Genomic DNA, 12905 nt, shown 5'->3' on the forward strand with positions numbered 1-12905 from the left:
TTCTCCGATGGAAAAATACGCCTTCCGCATGCGCCTCAACCCGGGCATGGCCGAGGAATATAGAGCGCGCCATGATGCAATCTGGCCCGAACTGGTGGATCTGCTGAAAGACGCCGGCATCTCCGACTATTCGATCCATCTCGACGAGGAGACCAACCTGCTGTTCGGCGTGCTTTGGCGAGCAGAGGACCACAGGATGGCCGATCTGCCCTCGCACCCCGTCATGCGGAAATGGTGGGCCCACATGGCCGATATCATGGAAACCCGCGCCAATAACGAGCCGGTCGCCGTGCCGCTCCAGACCGTCTTCCACCTTAGCTGACATGAAGACCGTCGCCATCATCGATATCGGCAAGACTAACGCCAAGGTCGCGTTGGTCGACCTCGAGCGTTTCGAGGAGATCGCCGTCCGCAAGATGCCCAATGTCGTCGTCGGGGAAGGTCTTTACCCCCACTTCGACGTCGACCATCTCTGGCGCTTCATTCTCGACGGTCTCGCGGCGCTGCACCGTGAACACCCGGTGGAAGCGATCTCCGTGACGACGCATGGCGCGACCGCTGTGCTGCTCGACGCTGCCGGTGGACTCGCGCTGCCTGTCCTCGACTACGAGTTTGCCGGACCGGACGCGCTCGCCGAGGAATATGGCCAGGCACGCCCGCCCTTCTCTGAAACCGGATCGGCACGCCTGCCGATGGGGCTCAATGTCGGCGCGCAGCTCTTCTGGCAGCAGCGGCTGTTTCCGGAGTACTTCGACAGGGTCGCGACCATCGTGACCTATGCGCAATACTGGTCCTACCGCCTCACCGGCGTGGCAACGAACGAACTGACCTCGCTCGGCTGCCACACCGATCTGTGGAACCCCAAGGCGGCGACGTTCTCGACATTGACCGAGGCGCAGGGTTGGACACCACTCTTTGCGCCCGTTCGCAAGGCGGGCGACGTGATCGGGGGATTGCTGCCGCCCTTGGCCGCGGCAACGGGCCTGCCATCCGGGCTGCCGGTCTATTGCGGCATTCACGATTCGAACGCCTCGCTTCTGCCGCATCTCTTGACGCGGCGCGCGCCTTTCTCCGTCGTCTCGACGGGAACCTGGGTGGTCATGCTGGCGGTTGGCGGCGACCAAGTGGAGCTAGATGAAACCCGCGACACGTTGATCAATGTCAACGCGCTTGGCGAACCGGTGCCCTCCGCCCGCTTCATGGGCGGCCGCGCCTTCTCGATGCTCGTCGGCGACAATCCGCCGGAGGTCTCGGCCGAGGCCGAGGCGCGCGTTTTTGCGGAAGGCTGCATGCTGCTGCCGTCGGTGCCGGGCGGCTCCGGTCCCTTTCCCTCGGCACGGTCGCGCTGGACGGTGGATGAAGCAGGGCTCACCCCTGCCGAGCGGCTCGCCGCCGTTTCGTTCCATCTCGCCCTGATGACGGCGACCTGCCTCGATCTCATCGGCGCCAGGGGGGGAATCGTCGTGGAGGGGCCTTTCGCGGTAAATTCGGCCTATCTGCGGATGCTGGCCGCTGCGACCGGCCGGTCGGTGCTCGTCAACAGGCTGAGCAGCACCGGAACGAGCCTCGGTGCCGCCTGCCTTGTCGCAGGTGCCCACATCCGGACCGGGGCGGAAGCCCTCTCGGCAGCAATTCCGCAAGCCTATGTCGATTATGCGCGGGAATGGCAACGCTTGACCGCTGGGCATGTATAGGGAGGCTGCAGTCGCAAATGCCTGTCGATAGATCGATGAAGTAGAACCGACGGATCTTCTTGGGAGCTGGCCAGGCGACCGACCGTCAGAAAATGTTTCGATCCGCTGCTCGTCTATGTTCGAGATTGATGACGATGGAGATCGCCGTCATTGCGAGGATTGCGGTGGTAGCGGCGCTAATTCCAAGAACAATCATTGCTCATATCCGTGGGCGCATCTTCATGATGTCGCCTTGTGCCTGTGATGGTGCAGCTCGCGCGGTTCGCGCCCATTTGACACCTGCTTCGATACTGGACCGCAAGTAGAACCGCAATTCTAAACTCTTGTGATTAAAAACCTGTTGTCTTCCGCACAGTAAAACGGTGCAAGACCGCGGCGAAGTAACGTCTTGGTTGAATTTTAGCGATTCCGATTACGGGCCAGGAACCGTTAACCTTCAAGCAAGGAATTAACCATAAACATGGTCCCACACGTCGGAATTAGGAAGTCTCAGCTTCTCTCAAGGCATGATGCCGTACCGCCGTACCGGTTCCGGTCCGGTATGCATTTCCACCGAAATTACTTGCGGGATGGACGATCAAGAATGCTCAGGCGCGCCGGTCTTACCGACTGGGCGTGACCGGCCACAGCCCGTTCAGCGGGCCACATCTCCCCCAAGGCTAATTTCGACTACGCATCAGGCCGGGGAACAGCGTGCAGCAGGAAGCGTCAGAACAGGCAAGGAAGAGCCAGGCAGGCAGCCTGCTCGAGCGCCTGCGCTTTGCCGGCCTCGACGAAGCAGCCTGTGCGCTTCTGCGTGATCATCGCCAGGCCCTGTCGCCGCGCATAGAGCTTGCGCTGCGCGACCTTTTCCATCGGCTGCAGACCAATCCGGACGCCATTCGCCATTTCGACAACGATCGCCAGCTCGACGGGCTTCACGATCTTCAATCTTCGCACTGGAATGTGCTGACCGATGCCCGTTTCGACGGGCTCTATGCCGAGCGCGTCAAGGTGCTCGCCGACACGGAAGCCCGCATGGGCCTCGACCCGCGCTGGCAACTTGCAAGCCATGCGGTCGTGCTGGAGCATCTCATCGTTGGCGCCATCGAAGAGGCCTGGCCCAAACCCCTGCTTCCGTTCGGCAAGGGACGCAGGAACGAACTCTGCCGTCTCGTCGCCGCACTCGTCCGCGCCGCCTTCGTCGACGGCGAGATTGCGGTGTCGCTTCGCTTCAACGCGCTCCGCCAGCAGCAACAGCGCCAGCTCTCGGAGCAGCGCAAGGGCGACGAGTCCGAAGTCACGACGCTCTTTTCGGACTTCATTCAGGCACTCGGCACCGGTGACCTCGGCGCTCGCCTCCCGACGGACGCGCCGGACGTCTATCGGCCGATCGTTGCCGGGCTGAATGCCGCCCTGGATCAGATCCAGCAAGCCCTGCTGTCCGGAGACAAACGCGCCGCGGCCGCCGAGAGCATGGTGGAAAGTCTTCGCAGCCGCACGAGCGAGTTTTCCGGCTCGGCCGGCGGCGGGGCCGAGGCACTGACCGGCCAGGTCGCAGCGCTTGGTGCGATGACCGATCGCATGCGCTCGGGCGCGATGAGGATCAGCGAGGCCGAAGCCAAGGCCAACGAGACGCGCCAAGCGGCCGAACGAAGCGGCGAGATCGCCGGCCAGGCGATTTCCGCGATGGCGGATATCGAAGCTTCTGCGGAAAAGATCGGCCAGATCATCGGCGTGATCGACGAGATCGCCTTCCAGACCAATCTTCTGGCCCTGAATGCCGGCATCGAGGCGGCACGCGCCGGCGACAGCGGCCGGGGCTTCGCGGTCGTCGCCCAGGAGGTGAGAGCGCTTGCGCAGCGCTCGGGCGAAGCGGCGCGCGAGATCAAGCAGCTCGTCAACGGCACGAAGTCGCAGGTCGAAGCCGGCGTCGAGATCGTCGGTCAGACGCAGAACGCGATCAGCAGCATCGTCGACCAGGTGATCTCCATCAATGCCGCCGTCTCCGGCATCGCCCGTGAGGCGGAATCCCAGGTTGGCGATCTGGCCGCTGCGGCCTCCGACATCGGCGGCATCTCGAAGGCGATGAGCCGAAGCGCGGCGCTCGCCGGCGAGGCAGCGGCTTCGACCGAGGATCTTCACGGCACCATTTTGGAGTTGGGACAGACGATCCGTCGCTTTCGCTTCGAGCGCCAGGCCGGATTGAGGGCTTCGACATTCGCCCTGCCGCCCGCGCTTCCGCCGCAAATTGATGAGGACGAAGCAGCGATGCCGTTCAGCGATGACGCCGCCTCCGGGCGGCAGGTCGCCGCCTGGCGGCGCTAGTTTCAGGGAACAGGTCAGCCGAGGACAGAATGGCCAGCAGGAACACCGCAAAGAAATCGCTGAAGCTCGCTTCGGTCTTGGACCTGAACGAGGCGACGGCGCTGCATGAAAGGCTGCTATCGCTCAAGGGGTCGCCGGTCGAAATCGATGCTTCCGCCGTCGAGCGGGTCGGAACGCTCTGCGCACAGGTGCTGATGGCCGGCGCAAGACGTTGGGAAGAGGACCGGTTGTCCTTCACCTTCGCCAAGGTGTCGGACGCTTTCGTTAAAACGACACAGCTCATCGGGGTGGACATTGCGCCCCTGATGGCAAAGGAGATTTGAGAAATGAAGAAGAGAGTTCTGACTGTGGACGACTCCCGGACAATCCGGAACATGCTTCTTGTCACCCTCAACAATGCCGGCTTCGAAACGATCCAGGCGGAGGATGGCGTCGAAGGCCTCGAAGTGCTGGAGACCGCCAATCCGGACGTGATCGTCACGGACATCAACATGCCCCGCCTCGATGGCTTCGGCTTCATCGAAGGCGTGCGCAAGAACGACCGCTATCGCGCCGTTCCCATCCTCGTGCTCACCACCGAAAGCGACGCCGAGAAGAAGAACCGTGCGCGGCAGGCGGGCGCCACCGGCTGGATCGTCAAACCGTTCGACCCGACCAAGCTGATCGATGCCATCGAGCGCGTAACGGCCTAAAATCCGAGGGTAGCCTCCAATGGATATGAACGAAATCAAAGAGATTTTCTTCCAGGAATGCGAGGAGCAGCTCGCGGAACTGGAGTCGGGTCTCCTGAAGCTCAACGATGGCGACCGCGATCCCGAAACGGTCAATGCCGTCTTCCGCGCGGTCCACTCGATCAAGGGTGGCGCCGGTGCGTTCGGGCTGGACGACCTCGTCTCCTTCGCGCATGTGTTCGAGACGACACTCGATTGCGTTCGATCCAACCGGCTTGAACCCAATCAGGACGTCCTCAAGGTCATGCTGAAATCGGCGGACGTGCTTGCCGATCTTACCAATGCCGCCCGGGACGGCGGCAGCGTCGACGAGGTGCGCAGCCGGCAACTGATCAAGGAACTCGAGGCGCTCGCCAATGGTGAATTGCCGCAGACGGCCGTTGCCGAGCCGGTCGCAAAGCAAGCGCCGGCTGCCACGCCGGTACCGGCGCCGGCACCCGCAGCAGCCGTGAACGAGGAAGGCTTCCAGCCGGTTGCCTTCTCGTTCGACGACTTCGAGGCGAGCGAGCCTCCGGCGATCGAGCCGACGACCTTTGAGGTCCTCTTCAGGCCGAAGTCTGAACTCTATGCCAAGGGCAACGACGCGACGCTGCTGCTGCGCGATCTCTCGCGCCTCGGCGAGATGAGCATCCATTGCGACATGGACGAACTGCCGGCGCTCGGCAGCATGAATCCGGAGGCGGCCTATTTCGCCTGGAAGATTTCGCTGAAGACCGACAAGGGCGAAGACGCGATCCGCTCCGTGTTTGAGTTCGCCGAATGGGATTGCGAGCTCGACGTGACGCTGGCTGGCGGCGATCACGCCGGCGCGGGCGAGGAGCTGCCCATGCAGCCCGTTCCTTTCGACCTGTCGCTGCTCGACGAAGAAGTGCCCGCCTCGACGGGCGCGGCCGACGATGATGAGCAGCTTGCCACCCAGCAGCGCGCGGTTCGCGACGAGGCCGTATCCGCCGCGGCGACCGCGAGCAACGTCCTGCAGATGGCGCAGGCCGCACGCACGCCCGCCGAGAGCACCAGGAGTGTGGCGTCCGCCTCTGCGGCACAGGCGGCTGCACAGGCGGCGGCCTCCGCCGCCACCCCGACGATCCGCGTCGATCTCGATCGCGTCGATCGCCTGATCAACCTGGTCGGCGAGCTCGTCATCAACCAGGCGATGCTGTCGCAGAGCGTCATCGAGAACGATACGAACGGCACCTCGTCGATCAATATGGGGCTCGAGGAGCTGCAGCAGCTCACCCGCGAGATCCAGGACAGCGTCATGGCGATCCGCGCGCAGCCGGTGAAGCCGGTCTTCCAGCGCATGTCGCGTATCGTGCGCGAAATCGCCGACATGACTGGCAAGTCGGTGCGCCTTGTCACCGAGGGCGAGAACACGGAAGTCGACAAGACCGTCATCGACAAGCTTGCCGAGCCGCTCACCCACATGATCCGCAATGCGGTCGACCACGGCCTCGAAACGCCGGAAAAGCGCGTCGCCGCCGGCAAGAACCCGGAGGGCACGGTGCGGCTGACGGCGAAGCACCGTTCCGGCCGCATCGTCATCGAACTTGCCGACGACGGTGCGGGCATCAACCGCGAGAAGGTCCGGCAAAAGGCGATCGACAACGATCTGATCGCCGCCGACGCAAATCTCTCGGACGAGGAAATCGACAATCTGATCTTCCATGCCGGATTCTCGACCGCCGACAAGATCTCCGACATATCCGGTCGCGGCGTCGGCATGGACGTCGTCAAGCGCTCGATCCAGGCGCTTGGCGGACGTATCAATATCTCGTCGAAGCCGGGGCAGGGCTCCGTCTTTACGATGAGCCTGCCGCTGACGCTCGCCGTCCTCGACGGCATGGTGGTGACGGTTGCCAACCAGACGCTCGTCGTGCCGCTGACGGCGATCGTCGAAACGCTTCAGCCCGAGGCCTCGGCGATCCACAGCTTCGGCGCCGCCCAGCGGCTGATCTCGATCCGCAACTCCTTCTGCCCGCTGGTCGATGTCGGCCGCATCCTGAACTTCCGCGCCATCCAGGCCAATCCGGTCGAAGGCGTGGCGCTGCTCGTCGAGTCCGAAGGCGGTGGCCAGCGCGCTTTGATGGTCGATGCCATCCAGGGCCAGCGCCAGGTGGTGATCAAGAGCCTCGAGGCGAACTACACCCATGTTCCGGGCATTGCGGCGGCGACCATTCTCGGCGACGGGCGCGTGGCGCTCATCCTCGATGTCGATGCGATCGTCGGCGCCTCGCGCGGGCACTCCCTGAAACCTGAAATGTCCCTTGCTGCAGCCGGATAATACCTATGACCTATGCCGCAAAAAATCTGACGACTGGCGGACGGGAGCTGATCGCTTTCCGCGTCGGCGGTCAGGAATACTGCGTCAACATCATGTCGGTCCGCGAAATTCGCGGCTGGACGCCCGCGACCGCGATGCCGCACGCGCCGAACTACATGCTTGGCGTCATCAACCTGCGCGGCGCGGTGCTGCCGATCATCGACTTTTCGGCGCGCCTCGGCATGAAGCCGGCCGAGCCGACGGTTCGCCATGTGATCATCGTCGCCCAGGTGAAGAGCCAGGTGGTGGGGCTTCTGGTCGATGCCGTCTCCGACATTCTGACCGTTTCGGATGCCGACATCCAGCCGACCCCGGATATTGCATCGGACTTCGAAAGGAGTTTTGCCCGTGGCGTCCTGGCGGTGGAGGGGCGGATGATCTGCCTCGTCGAACTCGACTCGGTCTTCCCGCAAGAGGAAAGGGAAGCAGCATGAGAGTCCAGGCCACTTTCGAGCAGAAGCTGTCGCCGGACGAATGCCTTGCTGCCGGCGAATATCCTCTGACGCGTCGCGACCTTACCGACATCGCGGCGATGATCTATGCGGATGCCGGCATCTATCTGAATGAATCCAAGGCATCGCTGGTCTATTCACGGCTGTCGAAACACATCCGCAATCTCGGCCTCAAGGGCTTCCGCGACTATTGCCAGCTCGTCGCCTCGCCGGTCGGCGCCGCAGCGCGCCGCGACATGCTCTCGCACCTGACGACGAACTTCACCCGCTTCTTTCGCGAGAACCATCATTTCGAGCACCTGAAGACGGATGTCTTGCCGGGCCTGATCGCCCGAGCGAAGAACGGTGGCCGGGTCCGTATCTGGTCGGCGGCCTGTTCGGACGGTCAGGAGCCCTATTCGATCGCGCTGACGGTGCTGTCGCTGCTGCCGAACGCCGCCGACTATGACTTCCGCATTCTCGCAACCGACATCGATCCGAAGATCCTCGCGCTTGCCCGGGCCGGCGCCTATGACGCCACCGCGCTCGAAACGGTAAGCCCCGCCATGCGCAAGCAATGGTTCCGCGACATCGAGATCGGCGGTCGCGGCAAGTGGCAGATCGATGACCGCGTCAAGAGGCTGATCACCTTCAACGAGCTCAACCTCATGGCGCAATGGCCCCTCAAGGGGCCCTTCGACGTGATCTTCTGCCGCAACGTCGTGATTTACTTCGACGAGCCGACGCAGATGAAGATCTGGTCGCGGTTCGCAGGCATGCTCGATACGGGCGGGCATCTTTACATCGGCCACTCGGAGCGCGTCTCGGGGGATGCCAAAGCGATCTTCGACAACATCGGCGTCACCACCTATCGCCACACCGGCAAATTTCATGGAGGTCGGGCATGAACGCTCCCGCCCGCGTTCTCGTCGTCGACGACTCGCCCACAATGCGGGGCCTCATCTCCGCCGTGCTCAACGCCGATCCGGAGGTCAAGGTCGTCGGCCAGGCAGCCGATGCGCTCGAGGCGCGCCAGGCCATCAAACAGCTCGATCCCGATGTCATCACACTCGACATCGAGATGCCGAACATGAACGGCCTCGAGTTCCTCGATAAGATCATGCGGCTCAGGCCCATGCCGGTGATCATGGTCTCGACGCTGACCCACAAGGGCGCCGAGGCAACGATCGCCGCCCTCGAAATCGGTGCCTTCGATTGTGTCGGCAAGCCGCATCCCGGCGATCCGAATCCGTTCGGCGGGCTGGTCGAAAAGGTCAAGGCGGCCGCGCGCTCGCAGCGCAAATCGATGATCACCAGCAACCGGGCGGCATCCGCCCCGGCCATGGGGACAGTCTCCGATTATAGAGCCGGCCGCAAGATCATCGCGATCGGCGCCTCGACCGGCGGTGTGGAGGCCCTGATCGCGGTCCTGCAAAAGTTCCCGGCGAATTGCCCGCCGACGGTGATCACCCAGCATATGCCGCACACGTTCACCAAGAGCTTTTCCGAGCGGCTGAACCGGCTCTGCGCGCCGAGCGTCCAGGAGGCGACCGACGGCGCCCGGCTCGAAGTCGGCAAGGTCTATCTGGCGCCCGGCGGCGACCGGCACCTGCAGGTCGCCAATGCCTCGGCGCCATGCTGCAGGCTGATTGACCGGGAGCCCGTCAACGGACACCGCCCATCGGTCGACGTCCTGTTCGATTCGGTCGCCGAACTGGCGGGGCGCAATGCAATCGGTGTGATTCTGACCGGCATGGGGCGCGATGGCGCGGCCGGTCTCCTCAAGATGCGGCACGCCGGGGCGCGCACCTTCGGACAAAACGAAAAGACTTGTGTCGTCTACGGAATGCCCAGAGTGGCCCATGAATTGGGTGCTGTCGAAACGCAGCTCCCCCTCGGATCGATCGGGGAGGAGATATTGAAGACGGCAGCAGCCCGGAAGGAAGGAAGCGAATAATGTCCATCGCCGAAAAGATTAAGGTTCTGATCGTCGACGATCAGGTCACAAGCCGCCTGCTCCTGGGCGATGCCCTGCAGCAACTAGGCTTCAAGCAGATCACTGCCGCCGGCGACGGGGAGCAGGGCATGAAGATCATGGCGCAAAACCCGCACCACCTGGTCATCTCGGACTTCAACATGCCGAAGATGGACGGTCTCGGGTTGCTGCAGGCGGTTCGCTCCAACCCGAACACCAAAAAGGCGGCCTTCATCATTCTGACCGCTCAGGGCGACCGGGCGCTGGTCCAGAAGGCCGCCGCGCTCGGTGCCAACAACGTTCTCGCCAAGCCGTTCACCATCGAAAAGATGAAGGCAGCGATCGAGGCCGTATTCGGGGCACTGAAATGATGCTGGAGGCTGCCGGCAGGCGTGTGCATGTCATCCAGGGCGAGTTCAAGGTCGTCAACGATCCGGATGTCGTTCTCTCGACCATTCTCGGCTCCTGTGTGGCCGCCTGCATGCGCGACCCGGTGGCGGGCGTCGGCGGCATGAATCACTTCCTGCTGCCGGGCTCGTCGACGTCGCCGACATCGGCGGGTGATGCGACGCGCTACGGCGTGCATCTCATGGAACTGCTGATCAACGGTCTCTTGAAGCAGGGCGCGCGCCGCGATCGCCTCGAGGCGAAGATTTTCGGCGGAGCAAAGACGATCGCACGGTTCTCGAATGTCGGCGAGCAGAACGCGGCCTTCGCCCGAGAGTTCTTGCTTGACGAAGGCATCCGCATTGTCGGCGAGAGCACCGGTGGAGAACATGGCCGCAAGCTGGAATACTGGCCTGTGACAGGCCGTGCCCGGCAGTACGCCCTGACTGGTGTGGAAGCCCAACGCGCCATCCATCAGGACCAGCGGCCGGCGCCCGCGCCGAAGCCGGTGGAAAGCTCGATCGAGTTCTTCTGATCGCGCGCGAGCCGCCCAGCGGGGCTGCAAGAGTTTCCTTCAAGACCACGTGAGAAAAAAGATGCAGACCGATCACCAGAGCTACATGCCTCACGCGGAAGAATCGCTGCCGGAAGTGCTGATGCGCATCGTCACGGAGCTCCATGACGTCGCCTATCTCATCGAGCGCATCGAGCCGCAGCTCTGGAGCGGCCGTGCTGCGTCCGCGACCGATCCGGCCGACAAGATGATGGTGCTCCAGGGCGTCGACCTTGCGGTCCAGAAAACCCGCGGGCTTGCCGAATTCATCGACACGATCACCGCATCGATCCCCGACACGTGCCTCGTCGATATCTCGACGGCCGTCAACCTGATCAAGCTTGCCGACATGAAGAAGGCGCTCGGCAGCGGCCTGTTGCGCCACGGCCACTCGCAGCCGCTCACAAAAGCCGCGGGCGATTTCGAGGCGTTCTGACACTACAGCGCCGTACGTCTTATCAGACGCCACCGTACACGACAGTAGACTACTGCGTTTGTCGGTGGGGCATGGCAAGGCTTCCTCCCGACCCTCATTCCTGTGCTTGTCACAGGAATCATTCAGCCCTGAAGAGACTCTTCCGCGCCGCAGACGCGGCGCTGCTGGATCCCTGTGAGATGACGCGCCGCCGGCAACCCGCCGGGAGATCGCCAGAGACTGTTTCGTCAAGTTCGCGCAAGTTTCGCCGCCTAGCTTCGCTTCCGGGGCTGGGTAGATTCGCGCATATCGATACTGGCTTACCAGAATGTTGGATCTTCGCATGATGCCGTCGAGTACCGGCAAGGGTGCCATGCGATACTGGGTGCGGAAACAGAATGAATCTGTTCGATCAATTCTCGACGTTCACGAAAAACCTGAGCAATCTCGGGCAGAGCAAGCTGATAGCACTCGCGGTGGCCGGCATCGTCGCAATCGGCTTCGTTCTCGGCGCTGCCGTCTACGTCAACAAGCCGGCCTTTGAAACGCTCTATGTGGGCCTCGAACGCAGCGATGTCACCCAGATCAGCATTGCGCTTGCCGAGGCGAATCTCAACTTCGAGGTCGGTGTGGATGGCGGCAGCATCCAGGTGCCGGTCGGCATGACCGGCAAGGCTCGCCTGCTCCTGGCCGAACGCGGCCTGCCGAGCAGCGCCAATGCCGGTTACGAACTTTTCGACAATGTCGGCTCGCTCGGGCTCACCTCCTTCATGCAGGAGGTTACGCGCGTTCGTGCATTGGAGGGCGAGATTGCCCGCACCATCCAGCAGATCTCCGGCATCGCGGCGGCCCGTGTCCATATCGTCATGCCCGAGCGGGGCAGCTTCCGCAAGGCCGAGCAGACGCCGACCGCATCGGTGATGATTCGCGCGAGCGCGACGGTCGGCCGGGGCGCCGCCTCGTCCATCCGTCATCTCGTTGCTTCGTCCGTCCCGGGTCTCGATGTCGACGACGTCACCATTCTCGATTCGACCGGCCAGCTTCTTGCTTCCGGCGACGACCCGGCAAGCAGCGCCCTCAATCAGTCGCTCGGCGTGGTGCAGAACGTTCAGACCGATCTCGAGAAGAAGATCGACAACGCACTCGCGCCGTTCCTCGGCATGGACAATTTCCGCACCAGTGTCACGGCCTCGCTCAACACCGATGCCCAGCAGATCCAGGAGACCGTCTTCGACCCCGAATCGCGGGTCGAGCGCTCGACGCGCGTGATCAAGGAAGAGCAGAAGTCCAGCCAGCAGCAGCCGGACAATGCCGCCACCGTGCAGCAGAACGTGCCTCAGGCGGCGCCGCGTGGCGGTGCAGGCCAGCAGTCGAGCGACGAGGCAGAGAAAAAGGAAGAGCAGACGAACTACGAGATCAACAGCAAGACGATCGCGACCGTCAAGAACAGCTATTCGATCGAGCGGCTGTCGATTGCCGTCGTCGTCAACCGAGGTCGCCTGTCGGCCATGGTGGGCGAGACGGCCGATCAGGTAAAGATCGACGCCTATCTCCAGGACATGCAGAAGATCGTCGCGTCCGCTGCCGGCGTCGATCCGAGCCGCGGTGACGTCGTCACGCTGAACGCAATGGATTTCGTCGAGACGCAATTGCTCGACCAGCCGGTGACCGGGCCGGGCGTCATGGAAATGCTGACGCGCAATCTCGGCGGCATCATCAACTCGCTGGCCTTCATCGTCGTCGCCTTCCTGGTCGTCTGGCTGGGTATGCGGCCCCTGGCCCGCCAGATGGGCTTTGGCGGCCGGTCGGGTCAACTCGAAGGCGAGGGCGCCGGGCTCGAACTGCCGGATTTCTCTCCGGCCGCCGCTGGCGCCGCGGGAGGTGCCCTCATGGAAGGCTTCGGTTCCGACTTCGGCTTCGACAGCACGGACGACCTGCTCAATCTCGGCGACGACAGCAGTGGCTTCAATCGCCGCGTCAAGGAAGGCCCCGAGCGCCGGCTCGCCCGCATGGTGGAGATCAGCGAGGAGCGCGCCGCAAAAATCCTCCGCAAATGGTCGCTTGACCGCGCCGCCTGAAATCGTTCGAGAGA

The 12905-nt window shown here is 63.2% G+C and carries 13 protein-coding genes; all 13 read left to right on the top strand.

Annotated elements, in window-relative coordinates; all coding sequences use genetic code 11:
* Nucleotides 1-7: 7 nt before the first annotated feature.
* The 13 genes from rhaM (at nucleotide 8) to fliF (ending at nucleotide 12891) form a co-directional block, all read left to right on the top strand.
* Nucleotides 8-322, top strand: coding sequence for an L-rhamnose mutarotase (gene rhaM / locus CO676_RS02730; RefSeq protein WP_097519605.1), 315 nt, complete (start codon nucleotides 8-10; stop codon nucleotides 320-322).
* Between the two features lies 1 nt (nucleotide 323).
* Entirely contained in the window at nucleotides 324-1694 is a 1371-nt protein-coding gene (locus tag CO676_RS02735; protein ID WP_097519606.1) for an FGGY-family carbohydrate kinase, read from the top strand.
* Nucleotides 1695-2387: 693 nt separating this feature from the next.
* Complete coding sequence (locus CO676_RS02740) at nucleotides 2388-4001, top strand: globin-coupled sensor protein (RefSeq protein ID WP_097519607.1); 1614 nt, start codon at nucleotides 2388-2390, stop codon at nucleotides 3999-4001.
* A 29-nt stretch (nucleotides 4002-4030) separates the two neighbouring features.
* The gene (locus CO676_RS02745) at nucleotides 4031-4324 is read left to right on the top strand and encodes an STAS domain-containing protein (protein ID WP_014761078.1); all 294 of its coding nucleotides are present in this window, start codon (nucleotides 4031-4033) and stop codon (nucleotides 4322-4324) included.
* Between the two features lie 3 nt (nucleotides 4325-4327).
* Complete coding sequence (locus tag CO676_RS02750) at nucleotides 4328-4693, top strand: response regulator (protein ID WP_014761079.1); 366 nt, start codon at nucleotides 4328-4330, stop codon at nucleotides 4691-4693.
* Between the two features lie 19 nt (nucleotides 4694-4712).
* Nucleotides 4713-7013: a chemotaxis protein CheA gene (locus CO676_RS02755; RefSeq protein ID WP_097519608.1), complete on the top strand. Its 2301-nt coding sequence runs from the start codon at nucleotides 4713-4715 to the stop codon at nucleotides 7011-7013.
* 5 nt (nucleotides 7014-7018) lie between these two features.
* Nucleotides 7019-7486, top strand: a complete 468-nt coding sequence (locus CO676_RS02760; protein ID WP_097519609.1) for a chemotaxis protein CheW — start codon at nucleotides 7019-7021, stop codon at nucleotides 7484-7486.
* Nucleotides 7483-8391 carry a protein-glutamate O-methyltransferase CheR gene (gene cheR, locus CO676_RS02765; protein ID WP_097519610.1) on the top strand — a complete coding sequence of 303 codons (909 nt, stop codon included), beginning with the start codon at nucleotides 7483-7485 and terminating at the stop codon, nucleotides 8389-8391. Before CO676_RS02760 ends, cheR begins: the two co-directional genes overlap by 4 nt.
* Nucleotides 8388-9440, top strand: a complete 1053-nt coding sequence (gene cheB / locus CO676_RS02770) for a protein-glutamate O-methylesterase CheB (protein WP_097519611.1) — start codon at nucleotides 8388-8390, stop codon at nucleotides 9438-9440. Before cheR ends, cheB begins: the two co-directional genes overlap by 4 nt.
* Complete coding sequence (locus CO676_RS02775) at nucleotides 9440-9829, top strand: response regulator (protein WP_012706841.1); 390 nt, start codon at nucleotides 9440-9442, stop codon at nucleotides 9827-9829. The genes cheB and CO676_RS02775 overlap by 1 nt, the downstream gene beginning before the upstream one ends.
* Nucleotides 9826-10380: a chemoreceptor glutamine deamidase CheD gene (gene cheD, locus CO676_RS02780; RefSeq protein ID WP_014761084.1), complete on the top strand. Its 555-nt coding sequence runs from the start codon at nucleotides 9826-9828 to the stop codon at nucleotides 10378-10380. Before CO676_RS02775 ends, cheD begins: the two co-directional genes overlap by 4 nt.
* 61 nt (nucleotides 10381-10441) lie before the next feature.
* Nucleotides 10442-10834, top strand: coding sequence for a hypothetical protein (locus CO676_RS02785; protein ID WP_014761085.1), 393 nt, complete (start codon nucleotides 10442-10444; stop codon nucleotides 10832-10834).
* A 377-nt stretch (nucleotides 10835-11211) separates the two neighbouring features.
* Complete coding sequence (gene fliF / locus CO676_RS02790) at nucleotides 11212-12891, top strand: flagellar basal-body MS-ring/collar protein FliF (RefSeq protein ID WP_097519612.1); 1680 nt, start codon at nucleotides 11212-11214, stop codon at nucleotides 12889-12891.
* Nucleotides 12892-12905: the final 14 nt, after the last annotated feature.

The organism is Sinorhizobium sp. BJ1 (genome assembly GCF_002531555.1).
Classification (GTDB): Bacteria; Pseudomonadota; Alphaproteobacteria; order Rhizobiales; family Rhizobiaceae; genus Sinorhizobium; species Sinorhizobium fredii_B.

What these genes read in the sequence shown, in the direction of transcription:
- CO676_RS02760 (WP_097519609.1), top strand. Translation starts at nt 7,019, where the DNA reads ATGACCTATGCCGCAAAAAATCTGACGACTGGCGGACGGGAGCTGATC.
- cheR (WP_097519610.1), top strand. Translation starts at nt 7,483, where the DNA reads ATGAGAGTCCAGGCCACTTTCGAGCAGAAGCTGTCGCCGGACGAATGC.
- cheD (WP_014761084.1), top strand. Translation starts at nt 9,826, where the DNA reads ATGATGCTGGAGGCTGCCGGCAGGCGTGTGCATGTCATCCAGGGCGAG.
- CO676_RS02750 (WP_014761079.1), top strand. Translation starts at nt 4,328, where the DNA reads ATGAAGAAGAGAGTTCTGACTGTGGACGACTCCCGGACAATCCGGAAC.
- CO676_RS02745 (WP_014761078.1), top strand. Translation starts at nt 4,031, where the DNA reads ATGGCCAGCAGGAACACCGCAAAGAAATCGCTGAAGCTCGCTTCGGTC.
- rhaM (WP_097519605.1), top strand. Translation starts at nt 8, where the DNA reads ATGGAAAAATACGCCTTCCGCATGCGCCTCAACCCGGGCATGGCCGAG.
- CO676_RS02775 (WP_012706841.1), top strand. Translation starts at nt 9,440, where the DNA reads ATGTCCATCGCCGAAAAGATTAAGGTTCTGATCGTCGACGATCAGGTC.
- fliF (WP_097519612.1), top strand. Translation starts at nt 11,212, where the DNA reads ATGAATCTGTTCGATCAATTCTCGACGTTCACGAAAAACCTGAGCAAT.
- CO676_RS02785 (WP_014761085.1), top strand. Translation starts at nt 10,442, where the DNA reads ATGCAGACCGATCACCAGAGCTACATGCCTCACGCGGAAGAATCGCTG.
- cheB (WP_097519611.1), top strand. Translation starts at nt 8,388, where the DNA reads ATGAACGCTCCCGCCCGCGTTCTCGTCGTCGACGACTCGCCCACAATG.
- CO676_RS02735 (WP_097519606.1), top strand. Translation starts at nt 324, where the DNA reads ATGAAGACCGTCGCCATCATCGATATCGGCAAGACTAACGCCAAGGTC.
- CO676_RS02755 (WP_097519608.1), top strand. Translation starts at nt 4,713, where the DNA reads ATGGATATGAACGAAATCAAAGAGATTTTCTTCCAGGAATGCGAGGAG.